Raw genomic sequence first — 17,936 nt, 5'->3', positions numbered from 1 at the left:
CTTGCTGCATCAAGATTAAATCAGATTAAGTTCTGTCTCCTTTCTTTAGTGTCCTATGGATGTTGAAATTTGAGGAACTTCCGCAAGATGCATCTAGCTAGGCGTAAGTACATCTACTCATCACACTAGCTTGTTTGTCGATACAAAATCAAGCCGCTACGCGGAGTTATTAGTCATTTGTCCTTTGTCTTTACGAATGACTAATCAACAAGAAAAAATAAAAATATTTTTGTTTTTGTTTTTAGTTTTGCTTTTTGACTTGATTTTCACCGAGTTTTGGATTGCTTTGTTGATGAACTATAACTGGATGCTATGAGGAAGGCTACTTTAAACTGGAATATAAGGATTTTTATAGATACTGTCTTGTGCTTGTGGAGTAGATTGGAATGGGTGAATTGATTGGTTTTGTACTTTTAGTAGGTTACGTAGGTGGTGCATGGAAGTTTTGGAGTGGATTTAGAAATACGAACTTCACTCGCAGCTTGGGCAATCGCCTGATGTTATCTTTGCTTTGGCCAGCTTTGTATATTGCAAATAAGTCTTATCGTCAAAACTTTAGAAAGGCGCTTAAGGGTTAAAGATTACTGTTAAATTTCCAATCATGAGAATTCGGCGGTGGGACGAATCTGGTTAATTGGTGGGACTGCTGAAAGCGTTTTTTTAGCAGAAGCACTCGCCCACTCCCAAATTTCTTGCGTCGTTTCTGTCACCACAGAAGCAGCGCGATCGCTTTACCCAAATGCATCGACGTTGTTGGTTTGGGTAGGAAATTTAAGTTTTGTAAACTTAGATAAATTTTTGCAACAACAGCAAGTTGTCGCTGTTTTAGATGCATCTCACCCTTACGCAGTGGAAATTTCCAAAAATGCGATCGCAGTGTGTCAAAAGTTGCAAATTCCTTACCTGCGCTACGAACGCCCCGTTATTGAAGAGAGGGGGGGAAGGGGAGAGGAGGGGAAGGGGAGAATAGTTTATATAGATAGTTTTAATACAGCAATTTGCGGAAATTACTTAGCTAAGGAACGGGTGCTTTTGACTGTGGGATATAGACCATTGCACCTATTTTTACCTTGGCAAGAGCGAGCTACTTTGTTTGCTAGGCTACTTCCTTCACAAATAGCTTTAGAGGCTGCATCAAAGGCAGGATTTACACCAGATAGAATTATTTGCTTACGTCCTCCCATCTCAGCTGATTTAGAAAAGGCGCTATGGCGTCACTGGGATATTTCCTTAGTTATCACCAAGGCATCAGGTACAGCAGGAGGAGAGGACGTTAAGCGAAGGGTTGCAGCGGAGTTGGGCGTAAAGCTAGTAATAATTACTCGCCCAGAGGTTGCCTATCCGCAGCAAACAAGTGATGTATCAGAGGCGTTGGAATTTTGCTGTCAGCACGTAGTTAGTGCTTGAACTGGTAATTTCCGAATTACCTTCTTTTTCCATTGGTAAGGATGTTGATAGCTGCACCTGCGGCTGCGCCATCAATTGCATCGCCAGCGGCATTTCTGGTGTTGCCACGAAGAATTGTGCCAGTTGCTGCACCAGCAGCCGCACCGACGCCGACATCTTGACCGATGTTACGGTATACACGGTTTTGCGGTTGCTTTCTAGTACCGTGAACGGCATTGACAGCAGCACCAGCAGCAGCACCCTTAACAGCGTTGTTTAATACAGAACCACGTCCTCTGATCGCACCAGATAGGATGCCAGCACCTGCTCCGATCGCGGTATCTTGGAGGATGTATTCATCAGCAGACGCAGGTTGAGCAGGAACCAAGCTAGCACCAGCTACACTTGCAGCCATTAGGCTGGGTAAAAATGCACGTTTCAATATCTTGTTCATAGAAATACCTTCTCAACTGATTTAATTTAATGATTGAATTTGTTTGACTCTACTTTCAGTCTAGGCAACAGTAATTTTTCTTGCATGAAAAATCTTTCATGATACCCGTAAAAAAGTATGTTCGGCTGCCAGTTTCGTTATTGGCACACAGTAGTAAGCTGTAAGGCGTTGAAGTTCGTTTGTGAGGATCTCCATAGTCATTAGTTATTGCTTTGCGTAAAATAGGAGCGTTTTTAAACGCAGAGGTACGCAAAGTCAGCGCGGAGGTACGCAGAGTTTTTCTGAGTTTTACTAGCTAGGAATTTATGAATTTTTGTATTGAGTAAGACAATGGCTTAGCTTGCTGTGAATCAAAATGCCTGAATCCATTCTTTGATAAAGTATTCTGTCCAAATACCGTTTTGCCAGTAGGGATCATTTTCTACTAACTGGCGTACTGTTTCTTCATCTGGCGCTTCATAAATTCCAAACACTTTGGTCACATCTTTAGTAGGCCCAATAGTAATTAACACGCCAGATTCTTTCTGTTTTGCCAGTCCATCTAAATGCGCTTGTCGGTAAGGAGCGCGTTTTTCGAGGACATCTTCGCAGTAAGTTCCCCACATTATATATTTGGGCATAGGTCATCAATAATCAAAATTCAAAAGGTCTTATTTTGTTGTTTGTTGGTGGTTCTTAGTTGTTTGGATGTTACTGATAATTTCCAAATAACCAACAACCAACAACCCTCCGGGTTCGCCAGTCGCTCATGGGGGGAACCCCCAAGACCGCGCTGGCTCACCAACAACCAACAACCAACTACTATTAACTTCTCAAGGCAACACCAAATTTTTCGACTAGTGTATCGCGAACTTTTTGATGTACTGGTTCAACTTCTGCATCGGTAAGAGTGCGATCGCTGGCCCGATAGATTAAGCGGAATGCCAAACTCCGCTGTCCTGGCGGTACATGTTCGCCGCGATATTCATCAAACAATTCCACAGACTCTAGTAAATTTTTGCCTGCGTTGTTAATTGCTTTTTCTATTTCGGCAACTGTCACTTTCACGGGTGCGAAAAAGGCGATGTCTCTGTCAGTAGCTGGATAGGTGGAATAAGGTTTAAATGTCGGTACGACGATTTCATCTTGATCCAGTGCGTCCAACAGTACATCCAGATGCAGTTGAAACAGGTAAACTGCTTCTGGTAAACCTCTTTCGTGCCGTAGTTGGGGATGCAGTTGCCCAAAGATACCTAGTCTGTTTCCTCCGATCCACAACGAAGCAGTACGTCCTGGATGCAAGCGTTCATCACGGCGATCGGGTTGATATTCTACTTGCAAGCCCATTTGCTGAAATACGCTTTCTAACAAACCCTTGGCTTCAAACCAAGTCATGGGCTGTTCGCGTCCGCTCCTTGTCCACTTGCTGGAGGTGCGATCGCCCCCCATAATTCCAGCTATGGCATCCGCTTCTTGCAAGCCGTTTTCTTCCTGCCAGAAAATTCGCCCAATTTCAAAACCGTTGAGGGGGCCATTGCCTTGTTCTAAGTTGTACACAAAAGCGTCTATCAACCCGGATATCAAATCAGTTCGCAGAGCGGAATATTCTACAAATAACGGATTTGCTAGCGCTATCTGTCTGTCTTCCCCAGGCTTGACTAGGGAGTAGTGCATTAATTCTGTCAAACCTTCTGCCCGGAAAGCAGTTCGCAACTTCCGGAGCATTTCTACATCAAAAGGTAAATAACCTGCTCCTGACTTTTCGGGTAGGGTGTCGCAGAAATTATCGTAGCCGTAGAGACGGGCAATTTCTTCAACTAAATCTATTTCCCGTTCTAAGTCGCGGTAACGGTAGGGCGGTACTGTCACCATCCACTTGCCTTCGTCTAAAGAAGTAAGCTGACATCCTAATGCCGTTAAGATGCGTTCTACATCTTCAGCTTGCAGTTCTCCGGTTTTTTCTCCCAAATCAACAGGCCCCAACACTTGATTAACTCGCTCTAAACGTAGTTCTATCGAACGTGTCCAAGTGGATGGATCGGGACGAGTATCGCTAATTTCCTGAGTGACAAGATTTCCCTGAGCGAGTTCGGTAATTAAGTTTAAGGCGCGGCGTGTGGCTATTTCCAACCCAGCGCTGTTTATACCGCGTTCGTAGCGAGCAGAAGACTCACTTCTTAACCCCACACTCCGAGAAGAACGGCGAATGGCAACGGAATCAAATAATGCTGCTTCTAATACAAGGTTTTGCGTACCTTCATGGACTTCGGTTTCTTCGCCTCCCATCACTCCTGCGAGAGCAACGGGTTTATCGTTGGCGGTGATGAGTAGGTTTTGGATAGAGAGAGTGCGAGTTTGTCCGTCTAGGGTTTTCAGGGTTTCTCCCGCGTTGGCAAAGCGAACGCCGATGTGTAGAGACGCGCCATGGCGCGTCTCTACACCAGCAATTGATTTGAGGCGATCGCGATCGAAGGCGTGTAGCGGCTGTCCCCATTCCAACAATACATAGTTAGTAATATCTACTACATTATTTATTGGTCGCACTCCTGCGGCTCGCAAGCGCTGTTGCAACCAATCAGGAGAGGGTGCAATTTTTACCTGTTCAATTACCGTACCAATATAAGCAGGGCAAGCTTGTGTATCGGCTACTTTAATCGCTAAATTTCCCGCCCCTTGGGGAACCGACACCTCATCAGGTTCGGGAATAGTTAGTTTTGCGCCTGTCAGGGCTGCGACTTCCCGCGCTATACCTACCATACTCAAGGCATCAGCGCGGTTAGCAGTCGCAGTCACATCTAAAATTACATCATCTAAACCCAACAGCGATCGCACATCGCTACCCAGTTGGAGATTTTCCTGGGTAAAGATATGAATCCCGTCTACATCGCTAGGCAAACCCAGTTCTTTTAGAGAACAAATCATGCCGTTCGACGGGACACCGCGCAGTTTTGCAGGTTTAATCTTTAAATTGATATTTGGTAAGTAAGTACCTACTGTTGCAACTGGCACATAAATATCAGCGCGGACATTGGCAGCACCGCAAACGATATTTAGAGTTTCTCCTGTACCGATATCAACTTGACAAACACTTAATTTATCAGCATTGGGGTGGGGTTGCCGCTCAAGCACTCTCCCAATCACAACACCATCTGCCCAAGTGCGGCGATCTTCAATATCTTCTACTTCAAACCCCGCCATCGTCAGGGTTTCTGCTAAATCTTCCGGGCTAAGTTTGACCTCGACTAGTTCCCGCAGCCATTTAAGAGAAATACGCATGGAATGTGTGTGCTTGTGCGAAATTTCAGAACTGAAATTAGAATGCAATGACTATTTTAGAATTAATCGACAAAGTTCCTCATCCATTGCAAAAAGCAATTTCATTTCACAAGGTTGATTTGATGAAGTGTGCATACACAATTATTAATGTTAAATATTTTACTTGCGCACCTGGAATAGTACGAATAAGTTTTCGGTGGAAAAAGGCGATTTATTCAGTGATTGGCACGAAGTCGTCAGTTCTCAAGTCCTTAACAAATAGTTTATAAACACCCTCTTAGAAAAAATGAACAATTGGTTTAACTCTTTAATATTTGCTTCCAGCTTTACCATCACTACATTATCTATTTCAACCCAGGCTTTAGCCGTGGAAAATCAGCCGCAATCTTCTCCAGAAGAGATATCAGAATTAACATCGGTTTCTCAACTATCTGACGTTAGACCTACATACTGGCCATTTCAAGCTTTACAACTACTAACAGAACGCTACGGTTGTATTGCTGGCTATCCAAACGGTACGTATCGCGGTAATCAAGCAATGACGCGATATGAATTTGCTGCCAGTTTAAATGCTTGTCTGCAAAGAGTGCAAGAATTGATTGCTACTGCTAGGAATAATTTAGTCACTAAAGAAGATTTAGCCTTACTGCAAAAACTACAAGCTGAGTTCTCCACAGAATTGGGAACACTACGCCGTCGAGTAGATGTGTTAGAAAGTAAAACCGCTGAATTAGAAGCCAATCAATTTTCTACCACTACCAAACTAGCAGGAGAAGCAATTTTTGCAATCGCTAGTGTTTTTGGTGAGAATGCTGCCGATAGTGATGACAATCCAAATAATAATCCAGAATTAGATAAAAACGTCATATTTGCCCAGCGCGTACGTTTAAATTTTGAGACCAGCTTTACAGGCAAAGATGGTTTAAATGTGCGCTTAGAATCGGGAAATATTACTGAGTTAGATGACAGCATTACAGGAACGCGAATGACCCGTTTGGGATTTGATGAAGATACAGATAATGATGTCGTCTTGAATGAAGTGTATTATTTTTTCCCCATTGGCGATAGGGTAAAAATAACAGTTGCTGCAACGGAAATGGAATTAAATGATATTGCCGAACCTCTTAATCCCTTAGCAAGTAGTGGTAGCGGTGGCATTTCCCGATTTGGCAGGTATAACCCAATTTTGCGGAGTGTTGAAGGAACAGGGTTAGGCATCAACTATCAATTGAGTAAAAATACCAATCTTGCCTTAGCATACATGACAAATGATGCCTCAGTGCCAACGGAGAAAAACGGGCTATTTAATGGAAATTACGCTGCACTGGGAAACTTAACTTTTCAACCAGTTGATAATTTAGGTATTGCTTTAACTTACCTTCACTCCTACTATGCAGGAGGTGGCGAAAGTGGAGTGAATTTGACAGGTAGTACAGGTAGTATAATTGCCCGCAGACCATTTGGAAATGTTTCTACTACTGCGAATTCATTTGGTTTAGAAACTAGCTGGCGAGTTAATCCTAAATTTATTGTTTCTGGTTGGGTTGGTTATATAAAAGCAGAGTCTAGAGTCAGTGATGCTGAAGCAGATATCTTGAATTATGCTGTGACTTTAGCTTTTCCAGATTTGGGAAGTCAAGGTAATTTAGCAGGTTTTGTTTTTGGGATGCCACCAAAAGTTACAGAAAGTAGCCAAATAGCTGATAAAGATACCTCTTTACATCTAGAAGCTTTTTATCGTTTTCAAGTCACAGATAATATTTCTATCACCCCAGGTATGTTTGTGATTACCAATCCCGAACATAACGATAATAATGATAGCATTTTTGTTGGCACTATTCGCACCACTTTTAAGTTTTAATTATAGTTATTTTCACCCCATTTTTTGGTGCAAAATGGCGCGAATGCTGTTTAGTAAATCCGCAAAAATAAAAGGCTTTCTGATGTAAGCACTAATTTCATTTTGCAATTTCCCAATTTTTGATTCAATGTCAGGGCAAGCACTGACAATAATAATCGGAATATAATTGTGGTTGATTCTAAGTTCAAATAATACTGTCCAACCATCTTTAATAGGTAAATTTATATCCAGTAACAATAAATCAAAATCAGCCTTCTCAAGCATTTGTAAAACTTGTTCGCCATCGTTCGCAATTGCAGTATCAAAGCCATTTTTGCGTAAACCTTTTTCGATGAAGGCTGCGATGCGAGTTTCATCTTCGGCAATCAGAATTTTGTACATAAGTCACCATCATGACTTCATGGGTGAGCGCATTTAAGGGGGTTTAGCAAAAATAAAGCAAGTCAAGATTCGTAACAGAACCTTGTTACGTGTTGCCCAGACAGATATCCAGCGCTCCCGGCTTGACCTGCCTTATTCCTGCGGGAATGCTAAAGCTCCCAAAACATTGAAGCGTTTCCTTCCTGAAGGAGATTTAACTCCTAAGATGCACATTTTAGAATTCTGATACAGCAAGGGTTTTGGAACTCTCAGAAAAATGTGCTTCTTTCATTTGTTGTGAAGGAGGTTTAATACTTTTGAATGCGTGAATGCGTGACTTTTGACTTATCTACGCTCCTAGTGGTAATAAAATTTGTACGTATGTGCCTTGTTCTGGTTCGCTTTTGAGAGTTATTTCACCGCCGTGTTGTTGGATGATGGCTTTGGTTAATGCCAATCCCACACCTGGTGTGTTGCCGTTTTCGCTGGCTAGTGGTGTAAAAGCTTGCTCAATCAATGGTTGTTTGATACCTTTGCCGTTATCGGCAACTTCGATTTTCAGTTCCGTACCATCTTCATTGACAGTGGTTCGCACTCCCAAGCGTCCACCCTCTTCTGGTAGTGCATTCAAGGCGTTGCGTATTAGTTCACCCAGCGCAGAACGCAATTTCAAACGGTCTACTACGGCATAATTTACTGCTGGATCAATGTCAAATTCAATACTGACTGCCCGCTCGATTAATTCCGGTTGAAAACGCTGGAGAACTTCGCAGATAAGAGTACGGATGTTAGTGCGAGCTAAATTTAAATCCAAAGGAAAGCCAAATTCAGCGATGCGCGAGACAGCTTGTAAAAGTAAATCCAGTTGGGCGATTAATGCTTTTTTATCTTCAGTGGTGTTGTTGGAACTTAAATTAGCGACGCGCGATCGCAACTGCGACACCATCTGATGCAGTATTACCCGCGACGACATTTTTTGCCAATGTGAATCTTTTTTTAAATCACTCACGGGAATGGCGGCAAGTTCTACCACTTGCTGACGGGATGCCATCTCCTCCAGCATCTGGTTATAAGCCTGAGCGATCGCACCAAACTCATCAGTTCGTTCTTCGTCTAAGCGACGTTGCCAGTTACCCCGCTTTGCGTCATCCAGTGCCTGCTTAACCTCGCGCAAGGGTGTGAACAAGTCAGAAGTGAGATAACCTAAAAGCAGCAATACCAGGGAAATTGTGCCGAAAGCAACAATTGAAAGGGCTAATTGAGCTGTTCGCCTAGCATTCTGAACTTGCGTCCTAATCACTCTGCGGTTTTGTCGGTCAGATTCTATTGCTGCTTCAGTTACCTTTTCAAAATTCTCAAGAACCTCTTCTTCTACATGTTCGTCCAGCAGAATTAAAGCCTGCTTGCGACGTCCAGCATCAACCAAGTCGAAAACTTTACGAGCCTCTTTTAGTAACGTTTTATAGTTATTGCGGACTTGCTGTATCTGTTGGTGTTCTTGGTCATTGTGGGCTAACGCTGCCCACTGTTCAAAGTCTGGTGTGGTTGCTGCGATCAATTCCTCAAACTCTTCTCGTGCATCATTATCACCGCCTGTCACCGAATCTGGTAGTTCTTTAAAAGCACGAAAAGTTGTTCCTTGAATTTCCTTAACCAGCAGGCTACGCTCGTAGTGTTCTTGAAGTTGCCTTTCGCTATTTCTCCACTTGTTGAGCGTCCAAGTAGTCATTCCAGCTGTTACTAAGGTTAGTAACGCCAAACCACCAAAGGTTGTAAGGAGTTTTTGTCGCAGATTCATAAGGCATTAGTCATTAGTCATTAGTCATTGGTCATTGGGCATTGGGCATTGGTCGTAATTAATGTCCCATCCCCTTCCTGATTCCAAATTCCTAACTGCTAAGTGTGAACTCTTTACAATTCCAAGCCCAGCCAGCGCCAATAACCGTAGTAGAAGATTAAAATTAGCGCTAAGTGAACTAGTAGCATGACGGAACTCAGACGCAGCAAGTCTGCTCCTTTGTAGGTTTCGCCGTCGAGTTCTTGGAACATCAACAAAGCTTTGGAACTCACTGGAAAGGTGAGACAGTAGTCCATTCCCACGGTGCTAATGAATAAAACCGCCGTCGGATTTAGCTTTAAGCTGGTTGCCAGGTACAAAATTGCTGGTACTAACGCCGCTGCACGGGCAGTATGGGATGTCATGTAGATGTGAGAAGTGAGGGAAATGAGCGTCAGTACCAATAAAATCAGCAAGCGAGATTCGGCGTTGACGATACCGCTGATGCTGAATAGGTTATCAATGATCCACTGTGCTGCACCAGTCTCGATTAACGCTTTTCCTAACACTAACGCCGCACCGACAAAGATAATTAAATTCCACGAAACGGCTTTAAGTGCGTCTTTCCATTTCAAAACCCCGATATTGGGTGTAGTCAGCAATAGCGCACCTACTACTGTGACAGTGGCTATCTCTAACTTATGCCAGCTTTCCGTTAGCCACAGTACTACCATCACCGCCACAATCATCAAAGTAGCCCATTCTGCTTTGGAAAGGGGTTTATTTTTGGTTTGGGGTAGTGTAATCGGACGTTGCAGGCGCTTTTTGTCTAAAAACAGCCGCATAATTACCCAGCAGGAGATATAGCTGGCAACAATCCCAAAGGGTGTACCGTAAAGCACCCAATCAGTAAAGGAGATTTGCTGTTTAGAGATTTGATAAAGCAAGTCATTAGCGACAAGATGCGAACCTGCGGCAATGATCGTACCAATGGTGGATACTAGAATCACCGTCGGCATGAGTATCGCTATTGCTTTGGTAACGCGCTTGTCATTAGCAGCATTAGCGATACTGTGAAAGATGGGAATTACCACTGCTGCTCTTCCAGAAGTTGAAGGAATAAAGAAAGACAGTGGAATTATCATCGTTGTCAACAACCAGAGGACACTACCAACAGTACGCGCACGGGAAACGACAAGCTGAGCAAATCTGGCGGCTAAACCAGTTTGCTGCACCGCATTACCCAAGATAAACGCACCTATCATCAGCCATACCACATCGGAAGCTAAGGATTCATACAGTTTTTCTTGGGGGACACCACCTGTTAACACCAGCAAAATCACTGCTGCTAAAGCAACAAAAGCAGCGTTGAAAGACGTGGTTGACCACAAAATTACCGCCAGCGCGAACGCAAATAATGACAACCGCGCGTTTGTGGACAATGATTCTGGCAGTAGAACAGCCACACCAGTGACTGTTGTCAGCGTTAGTGGTAGTACGGCATTGACAACCCAACCAAATCCTTTTTTGTGAGTCCTTGCAACTTTAGCCGGAGTGCCTTTACTGCTTGCCTCTCCTTCAAAGGTTCTCCACACACTTAATGATTTAGCTGTGCTACCGCCTATCTTGTCAGGAGTTGCTTTTGTCATTTTTTCTCAGTAAATGCAAATCAATACATTTAGGAAACTGGAACCGTACCTTTCATAATTTAATTTTTTGCTTACTTAAACTTATACATAATTTAAGCCATCTTTAATTTCCTCTTAAACTTAATCTGAGATAATAGAATTTATAAATATAACATTGTTCGCCACTGTTAAAACTGTAAGTCTGATGGCAATAGTTGCAATATTTTTTCTTTTATTTGTGTGATTTCGCGGCTAATTTAGGCGAACGTATTATCTTGGAAGTATTCGGACTGAAGTCTGTAAATATATAACAATAACATCAAGTGATAATACTAAAAAAGATGAGAAAAATCTCATGTAAATCTCATGATTTTTTCATGAGAAATTTCTCATCAAAGAGCCAAAGAATCCTCTTATATTAAAGTCGGGGAAGTGTCAACAGTGTTATTATCTTATCTCCATTTCCACTAGCCAAGATCTTCCCGTCCTGACTAATGGCAATACTGTAAATCGCACCCTCACCAACGGAAATATTATTTAGTTCTTTGCTCGTATTTACCTCCCATAACTTAATTGTTTGATCGTAACCACCACTAGCTAAAATTTTGCCATCCGGGCTAAAAGCAAGAGAATAAATCTCATCAGAGTGTCCTGTCAGAGTACTAAGTTCTTGACCACTTTCTACCTGCCATAACTTAATTGTTTTGTCTTGATGACCACTGGCTAAAATTTTGCCATCTGGGCTAAAAGCAACAGCATAAATTCTTCCCATGAAACCAGATTTGCTTTTGAGGGTCAGAAATTTATTTTGTATTAAATACCAAATTTTAATAGTTTGATCGCGATCGCCACTACCACTAGCTAGCATTTTGCCATCTGGGCTAAAAGCAATGCATAACACTTCATCGATATGTCCTGTAAGCGTCTGTATTTCTTTCTGGTTATCTAAAGACCACAGTTTAATAGTTTGATCTTGACTACCGCTAGCGAGAATATTGTTATTGGGGCTAAAAGCAACAGAGTAAACTTTATCTTTATGCCCTATCAATGTACAAATTTCTTGTTCCGTAACCACATTCCACAATTGAATATTTTTGTCATCATTACCACAGGCTAAGGTTTTACCATCAGCACTCCAAGCAACTGAATTCACTCTTCCTGAGGCTGTGAAGGTACGGTTTTGCTGACTATCTAAATGCCAAATTTTAACGGTTTTGTCATGGCTGCCACTTGCTAAGATTGTCTGTGAGGAGTTAAGGGAAAGCGGACAGAAAGCAACAGATACTACCCGTTCAGAGTGTCCTTGGAGAGGTGGTAGAGATTTGATGTTTTGTGTTGAGTGTGATGTTGGTGCAGCCACTGGTGCTAAAACTTCTGCTGTTTTAGGTTTTAGCTGAGGCTGCAAGTCTTTTTGTTCCTCAACTGGAGATGGATTTTGCAAAATTCTGATTTGCTCTTGAGGTGTTACTAATGTTGGTAGCGTGATATTTATTTGCGCTTGTTGTTTAGTGAGGGACTGTGTTAATGTTTGCATTTCAGTCTGGTATAGAGCGATCGCATACTTGAATTCTTCTATTTGTTTTTGAGTACTTGCACTTAAATTTTGTATATAAGCATTTAGTTGAGTTAGGTACTGTCTAATCGGCTGAATTTGTTGTTGGGTATTTGTATTTAACTGTTTTGTAAAAGTCTCGATTTGTGCCAGCCGCTGGTTGAAAGCGTCAATATTAAGTGCTTGCTGCAACTGTTGAAGTTGATCCATGTGTTGCTGAGCATTCGTATTTATTTGTTGTGTAAAGGTATCAATTTGTCCCAAGTGCTGTCTTAAAAACTCAAATTGCTTCTGAGTACTTGTATTTAACTGTTGGGTGAAGATATTGAGTTGGGCAAGCTGTTGTTTAAGTGGCTCTATTTGTTGTTGAGTAGTTGTATTCAATTGTTGGGTGAAGGTATCAAGTTGGGCAAGTTGTTGTTTGAGTGGCTCTATTTGTTGTTGAGTAGTTGTATCTAACTGTTGGGTGAAGGTATCAAGTTGGGCAAGTTGCTGTTTGAGTGGCTCTATTTGTTGTTGAGTAGTTGTATTTAACTGTTGGGTGAAGGTATCAAGTTGGGCAAGTTGTTGTTTGAGTGGCTCTATTTGTTGTTCAGTCGTTCTACCCAATTGCTGTCTTAATGTATCTAGTTGCACCAAATGTTGTTGAACAGAGTCAGTACTTTGCTCCTGTTGGTTTCGCTGTAATTCTTCTATCTGTTTTTGAGTTGATTGACTCAACCTATGGGTATAGTTATCAAAGTTTTCTAGGCGTTGTCTAAAAGGATCGATGAGTTGATCGAATTGGGCGATCGCATTTTGCTGATGCTGTTCGTTTAAACGCTTTAATCGAGATCGATTAACTGCATTCAAACCAAGAACTATAGTTAAAGGGGCTGCTGCGTAGACAACCTGTTGAGTTACTGTTGCCACCAAGGTTCCAATTGCGGAGGCACACAGGGAAATATACTCAGTAACTTCTAGCCAGTGGAGTTTGGTCATAATCAAGTAGACTGCCATGCTTGCGGCTGGGAGAAAAAACAGCTAGAACGCGCAACGTGGTTTTAGGGCTTATCCTTATCTTTAATTTTCTGCCAACAAAGTTTTCCAATCTGTGCTGAGAATTCCCCATTACCTGTAGGAGATGAACAAAGGTAATGCTAGCGAGTGTCAGCCCCAAGATAGATTAGCTTTGTTTTTGTTTAAAAATGTTAAGGCGATCGCGCATACTAAAAAAGGGTGTCAGGGTGGTTTGGGTGTGAGAGGTAATACCATTTTGAAAAAAGAATGCGACAAATAGACAACATTGTAGAGACGCGCCATGGCGCGTCTCTACATCTCAAATGGTTTAAAGGCATTATTAACAAAAACAAACCAAATTCCTCAAGTGCAGTTCCCTCACACCCCTATCCTCTTACACCCTTACACCTCTGTGAACAGAACTCATGCTTGATCTTGTTAAGAATCCTTTTGACACCACCCAAACTCCTCATAGTGGCTATCACTGGGATGGCAGTAACCGTCGCTTCTTTGAAGGTTGGTATTACCGCGTCACGTTGCCTTGGGAAGGGCAATCTTTTGCCTTTATGTACTCTATCGAAGACCCCATCGGCGGTAAACCCCACAGTGGTGGTGCAGCACAAATCTTGGGGCCAGATGATGAATATTTATGTCGTACTTTTCCTGAAGTTAGCAAATTTTGGGCAAGGCAGGATGTGCTAGCTTTGGGTCATTGGGGCAAAACAGACCTAAACATCCAACCCCGCTACCTTCAACCAGCAGAGTTTGAGCTTCATGTCAAACAAGGCTATCAAGCGACAACTACTCTGAATCAAGGGGAAATTAGCGATCCCGGTACTGGCAAATATTGCCGTTGGCAATATCAAATTCAGCCCGTATACGGTTGGGGGAACCAAAATAGCGTACAGCAATCAACCGCTGGCTGGCTGTCATTTTTGCAGATTTTTGAACCTGGGTGGCAAATATTGATGGCGCATGGGTTAGCTAGCGGTTGGATAGATTGGAATGGTAAACGCTACGAATTTACCAATGCCCCTGCTTACAGTGAGAAAAATTGGGGTGGTGCTTTTCCCAAGAAATGGTTTTGGGCAAATTGTAATAGTTTTTTAGACGAACCCGACCTAGCTCTAACCGCTGGTGGTGGAAAGCGCGGAGTATTATGGTGGATGGAATCTGTGGCTATGGTTGGCTTACACTACCAAGGCAAGTTTTATGAATTCGTTCCTTGGAACTCGCAAGTTAGGTGGAATATCGAGCCTTGGGGTCGATGGCAAATGCAAGCAAGAAATTCACACTACGAGGTTGAGTTGCTTGGAACTACCCATTTACCAGGTACTCCTCTGCGTGCGCCCACGGAAAATGGCTTAATGTTTTGCTGCCGTGATACCCTCCAAGGACAGTTGAATTTAGAACTACGAGAATTAAGTAATGGTCAAGGAAAAATTATCCTGAAAGCACACAGTTATGTGTGTGGATTAGAAATAGGCGGCGGAGCTTGGAATAACTGCTGGCAATCTGGCTAAAAGTGATATCATGTAAAGTGATATCTATTTTATTTGGGGCTGTAGCTCAGCTGGATAGAGCGAGCGCCTCCTAAGCGCTAGGTCGCCGGTTCGAATCTGGCCAGTCCCGTTGTCTAAAAACAGTTAAATAAAATACCAGGAATACTTTGCATCTGCGTCAATAGTAGATACAATCAAGCATCGAGCCAGAAAGTGCCTGTTGCTGTAAGTCACCTATGACCGTTTCCAAACTAGGAAAATCACCTAGATATTAATCTGGGCATATTTTTCCTATTTCCGTTAATCTACATTATTATTCTTTTTCAAGCAAAATCTGTTGAAGCAGCCGAAGTGATAGAACCTTGAAAAAGCTACTATTAAAAGGTATTTCTTCTCATTTAACGATCCTAGCCCTACCACTGATGTTGTTGTGGGGTTATAAGGAGATCCAAGGACAATTAGTACAACCGCAAGCGATTTTAGTCTTGGGTGGTTCTACAAGGAAATTAGAAAGAGAAAAGTTTACAGCAGATTTTGCCCGTAAGCATTCCGATCTACCGATTTGGATTTCTGGTGGTAGCCCTCCTAGGGTGACAAGAGAAGTATTTGCCAAAGCCGGAATTAATACTCAGCGGTTGCACTTGGATTATCGGGCAAACAATACAGTAGAAAACTTTACAACACTGGTGGATGATTTAGAAAAAAGTGGGGTTAAAAGTGTCTACTTGGTAACTTCCGATTACCATATGCGACGCGCTACCGTCATCGGTGAAATTGTTTTAGGTAGTCGGGGTATTAATTTTAAACCAGTTTCAGTACCTTCCAACAATTCCCCTGAACCAATTGCAAAATCTATCCGTGATGGAGTTAGATCCTTGGTATGGGTCGCTACTGGTTATACAGGTGGAAATGAAGATCAAGATAAGTAAGTAGAAGGAAGAAAACAATAAGTAGCTAGTAGGGTGCGTTAGCGCTAGCGTAACGCACCCTGTATCTTACGGGGACAGGTTTAGGATTATCTATTACTCGTCAAATTGTTGTGGAAAAACATGGCGGAACTATCGAGGTTAATTCAAAATTAGGACAAGGAACAGAATTTGCGATCGCTATTCCTATTGGAGTACTTTATGAATATTTGTTAAATAATATTCCCAAACGATCAAAATCGCGTAGAACGTGATTTAAATCACATAAAATCAATAGTGCAACTATTACTGAAGCTGAGGGTTTAAAAGTTATATTTTTGACTTAATTATTATTGTCATATCAGTAATATTAGAGCGAAATCCTAATGGATAATTGATTCAGCCTAGGCTAAATTAGAGAGACTTCAAATAAATCTGAAATTTTTATAGTAATAATTATAAAAAAAAGTTGAGAACTGTATCAGCAAATTGACGTAGAAGCCTGCGATCGCTAAACTGTTGTAAATGTGACAGTAAACTGTACGGATACGTGATATTTGATAATCCATATAGTCAAGAACAAAACCTCTCACCGACTTAGAGATGAAATGCTGAGTGTGAGATGGGGAGAAATTAACCAATAACTCTTACACAGACGTGATTAATCGCGTCTGTATTGACTCTTCACCAATGGCTAAATTTATGAAATTCTCGGAGAAAAACTATGTCACAACAGGAAGTAATCAGGTTATTTAGAACAGCTCAAACCGATCCCAATTTGCGAGAAACACTCAACTCAGCTCCTGATTTAGAAACCTTTGTGCAAATGGCACAAGCGCATGGCTATAACTTCACTTTTGAGGAATGGCAAAAAGCTACTGGTTTAGCAGTGGAAGAGTTAGATTGTCAGTTGTCTGAGATACAAGGAATTTAAGATAAAGTTATTTTTTTATGAAAAAATATTATTTATAATTGTAATTGCCTAATCTTAATTAGTTAATAATATTTCTCCCTTTTTGTTAACCTTTATCGAAGTATTAGGAAAATCGCTGGCAATCAGATAACGCACAAGTCCTACAGTTCGGAAACGCTTATCAATGCGGGGTATTCCTTGCCTATCCATATGTACGGGAATAATTCTACCCCCCACTAAATCTCCCTTTGAATTCAGTTTAACTTCTAAAATCATTGAGTAAGCCGTTTGAGCTCGTGTAGATAGAGTCCGGTATCCAAGAAAATTTCCCAAGGAATAAGCAATGAGTTTTCCTTTATAAAGTTCCATTGCTCTGGGAACGTGCGGGCCATGTCCAAGGATTAAATCTGCTCCTGCATCAATCATTTTGCGGGCAAACTTGACTGAATTACCCCGGTTTTCCCCATAAAAAGTCTCCGTCCGATTTTTAACTCGTAATGCACCCGTTCCTTCTGCTCCTGCGTGCATTGATATAATCACAATCTCTGCTCGGGTTTTGGCTTTTTTTACAAGAGCTTGGGCTGTTTCTAAATCGTGAATCGAATTATAAAATTCGTAGGGTGCAAACCCAATCATTGCGATCGCAATATTTTTAACTTCTAGCAAAAGAATTTGATTTTTATGACCTAAGGTTTCAATCCCAACAGCAGCGAGATTCTTAATAGTGTCACGGAACCCCACCGTACCAAAATCTAAGGCATGATTGTTGGCTATATTGAACACATCAAAGCCAGCATCAGCAAATAACTGAGCATAGGAGGGAGGAGAGCGAAAGGCAAAAACCTGCCCACGAGTGATATCTTTAGCAGTATAAGGATGGTTAGTTAAGCTGGTTTCAAAGTTGCCAAAAAGTATATCTGCTCTTTGCAAGTATGTCCTAACTGATGTTGGTAGCAGTTGGTTGCGATCGCGCGGTAGTCTTTTGTTAGGAAAATTTGTACCGGGAATAACATCTCCTACTGCTTGGATAGTGATGGAGTCTGTATAACTTGGCTCATCTACAAACGGGGGTGAGTTAAAATCTGGGGAATAATTCGGGTCTGGTACAATTTCACTGGGTAGGTTATTCGTATCCGTTGCTTGCGATCGCTTAAAGCGGATACTCAATCCGATACTAATGCCTAAACAAAAACATACGCTTACAAAAGCTAACGAGACTAATTTTCCCCCTGGTCGTGGATTAGCCATATTTGCATTCCTCACACCATGAGATTAGTCTATCCCACAAATTAATCCGATTAGTCTTGCTTCTGGCGTTATTTGAGTAAAATTTGCTGAAGCTAT

The 17,936-nt window shown here is 41.9% G+C and carries 15 protein-coding genes, 1 tRNA gene and 1 pseudogene; 9 read left to right on the top strand and 8 right to left on the bottom strand.

Annotated elements, in window-relative coordinates:
• Positions 1 to 386: 386 nt before the first annotated feature.
• The gene (locus FIS9605_RS0108475) at positions 387 to 578 is read left to right on the top strand and encodes a hypothetical protein (RefSeq protein WP_026732205.1); all 192 of its coding nucleotides are present in this window, start codon (positions 387 to 389) and stop codon (positions 576 to 578) included.
• A gap of 37 nt (positions 579 to 615) precedes the next feature.
• Positions 616 to 1,407: a cobalt-precorrin-6A reductase gene (locus tag FIS9605_RS0108470; protein WP_026732204.1), complete on the top strand. Its 792-nt coding sequence runs from the start codon at positions 616 to 618 to the stop codon at positions 1,405 to 1,407.
• A 16-nt stretch (positions 1,408 to 1,423) separates the two neighbouring features.
• Here the strand turns inward: FIS9605_RS0108470 and FIS9605_RS0108465 are convergent, their stop codons facing one another.
• From FIS9605_RS0108465 to pheT, 3 genes are all read right to left on the bottom strand, one after another.
• Entirely contained in the window at positions 1,424 to 1,840 is a 417-nt protein-coding gene (locus tag FIS9605_RS0108465; protein WP_026732203.1) for a hypothetical protein, read from the bottom strand.
• 350 nt (positions 1,841 to 2,190) lie between these two features.
• Positions 2,191 to 2,460: a YciI family protein gene (locus FIS9605_RS0108460; RefSeq protein WP_026732202.1), complete on the bottom strand. Its 270-nt coding sequence runs from the start codon at positions 2,458 to 2,460 to the stop codon at positions 2,191 to 2,193.
• 184 nt (positions 2,461 to 2,644) lie between these two features.
• Positions 2,645 to 5,095 carry a phenylalanine--tRNA ligase subunit beta gene (gene pheT, locus FIS9605_RS0108455; RefSeq protein WP_026732201.1) on the bottom strand — a complete coding sequence of 817 codons (2,451 nt, stop codon included), beginning with the start codon at positions 5,093 to 5,095 and terminating at the stop codon, positions 2,645 to 2,647.
• 286 nt (positions 5,096 to 5,381) lie between these two features.
• Between pheT and FIS9605_RS0108450 the strand changes: the two genes are divergently transcribed.
• Positions 5,382 to 6,956 carry an iron uptake porin gene (locus FIS9605_RS0108450; protein WP_026732200.1) on the top strand — a complete coding sequence of 525 codons (1,575 nt, stop codon included), beginning with the start codon at positions 5,382 to 5,384 and terminating at the stop codon, positions 6,954 to 6,956.
• Between the two features lie 12 nt (positions 6,957 to 6,968).
• Here the strand turns inward: FIS9605_RS0108450 and FIS9605_RS0108445 are convergent, their stop codons facing one another.
• From FIS9605_RS0108445 to FIS9605_RS0108430, 4 genes are all read right to left on the bottom strand, one after another.
• On the bottom strand, positions 6,969 to 7,337 hold the full coding sequence (locus FIS9605_RS0108445; RefSeq protein ID WP_026732199.1) for a response regulator transcription factor: 369 nt from the start codon (positions 7,335 to 7,337) through the stop codon (positions 6,969 to 6,971).
• A 328-nt stretch (positions 7,338 to 7,665) separates the two neighbouring features.
• Positions 7,666 to 9,114 carry an ATP-binding protein gene (locus tag FIS9605_RS0108440; protein ID WP_026732198.1) on the bottom strand — a complete coding sequence of 483 codons (1,449 nt, stop codon included), beginning with the start codon at positions 9,112 to 9,114 and terminating at the stop codon, positions 7,666 to 7,668.
• Positions 9,115 to 9,227: 113 nt separating this feature from the next.
• Entirely contained in the window at positions 9,228 to 10,742 is a 1,515-nt protein-coding gene (locus tag FIS9605_RS0108435; protein ID WP_026732197.1) for an SLC13 family permease, read from the bottom strand.
• Between the two features lie 397 nt (positions 10,743 to 11,139).
• Positions 11,140 to 13,254 carry a hypothetical protein gene (locus tag FIS9605_RS0108430; RefSeq protein ID WP_026732196.1) on the bottom strand — a complete coding sequence of 705 codons (2,115 nt, stop codon included), beginning with the start codon at positions 13,252 to 13,254 and terminating at the stop codon, positions 11,140 to 11,142.
• A 142-nt stretch (positions 13,255 to 13,396) separates the two neighbouring features.
• On the opposite strand from FIS9605_RS0108430, the gene FIS9605_RS42520 reads away from it, so the two are divergent.
• The 6 genes and pseudogenes from FIS9605_RS42520 (at position 13,397) to FIS9605_RS0108405 (ending at position 16,613) form a co-directional block, all read left to right on the top strand.
• Positions 13,397 to 13,552 (top strand): hypothetical protein, encoded by a 156-nt coding sequence (locus tag FIS9605_RS42520; protein ID WP_155960385.1) that lies wholly within the window; start codon positions 13,397 to 13,399, stop codon positions 13,550 to 13,552.
• 145 nt (positions 13,553 to 13,697) lie between these two features.
• Complete coding sequence (locus tag FIS9605_RS0108420) at positions 13,698 to 14,795, top strand: tocopherol cyclase family protein (protein ID WP_026732195.1); 1,098 nt, start codon at positions 13,698 to 13,700, stop codon at positions 14,793 to 14,795.
• A 35-nt stretch (positions 14,796 to 14,830) separates the two neighbouring features.
• Positions 14,831 to 14,904 (top strand) — tRNA-Arg (locus FIS9605_RS0108415).
• A 292-nt stretch (positions 14,905 to 15,196) separates the two neighbouring features.
• Positions 15,197 to 15,703: a YdcF family protein gene (locus tag FIS9605_RS0108410; protein WP_035139721.1), complete on the top strand. Its 507-nt coding sequence runs from the start codon at positions 15,197 to 15,199 to the stop codon at positions 15,701 to 15,703.
• A 71-nt stretch (positions 15,704 to 15,774) separates the two neighbouring features.
• Positions 15,775 to 15,954: pseudogene (locus tag FIS9605_RS41770) on the top strand (ATP-binding protein); the annotation flags it as partial.
• A 449-nt stretch (positions 15,955 to 16,403) separates the two neighbouring features.
• Positions 16,404 to 16,613: a Nif11-like leader peptide family natural product precursor gene (locus FIS9605_RS0108405; RefSeq protein WP_026732193.1), complete on the top strand. Its 210-nt coding sequence runs from the start codon at positions 16,404 to 16,406 to the stop codon at positions 16,611 to 16,613.
• A 54-nt stretch (positions 16,614 to 16,667) separates the two neighbouring features.
• On the opposite strand, the gene FIS9605_RS0108400 is transcribed toward FIS9605_RS0108405, so the two are convergent.
• Positions 16,668 to 17,840, bottom strand: a complete 1,173-nt coding sequence (locus FIS9605_RS0108400) for a CapA family protein (RefSeq protein ID WP_026732192.1) — start codon at positions 17,838 to 17,840, stop codon at positions 16,668 to 16,670.
• Positions 17,841 to 17,936 lie beyond the last annotated feature (96 nt).

Origin of the sequence: Fischerella sp. PCC 9605, from assembly GCF_000517105.1 — a bacterium.
Taxonomy (GTDB): domain Bacteria; phylum Cyanobacteriota; class Cyanobacteriia; order Cyanobacteriales; family Nostocaceae; genus PCC9605.
This window is presented reverse-complemented; position numbering and strand designations above follow the sequence as displayed.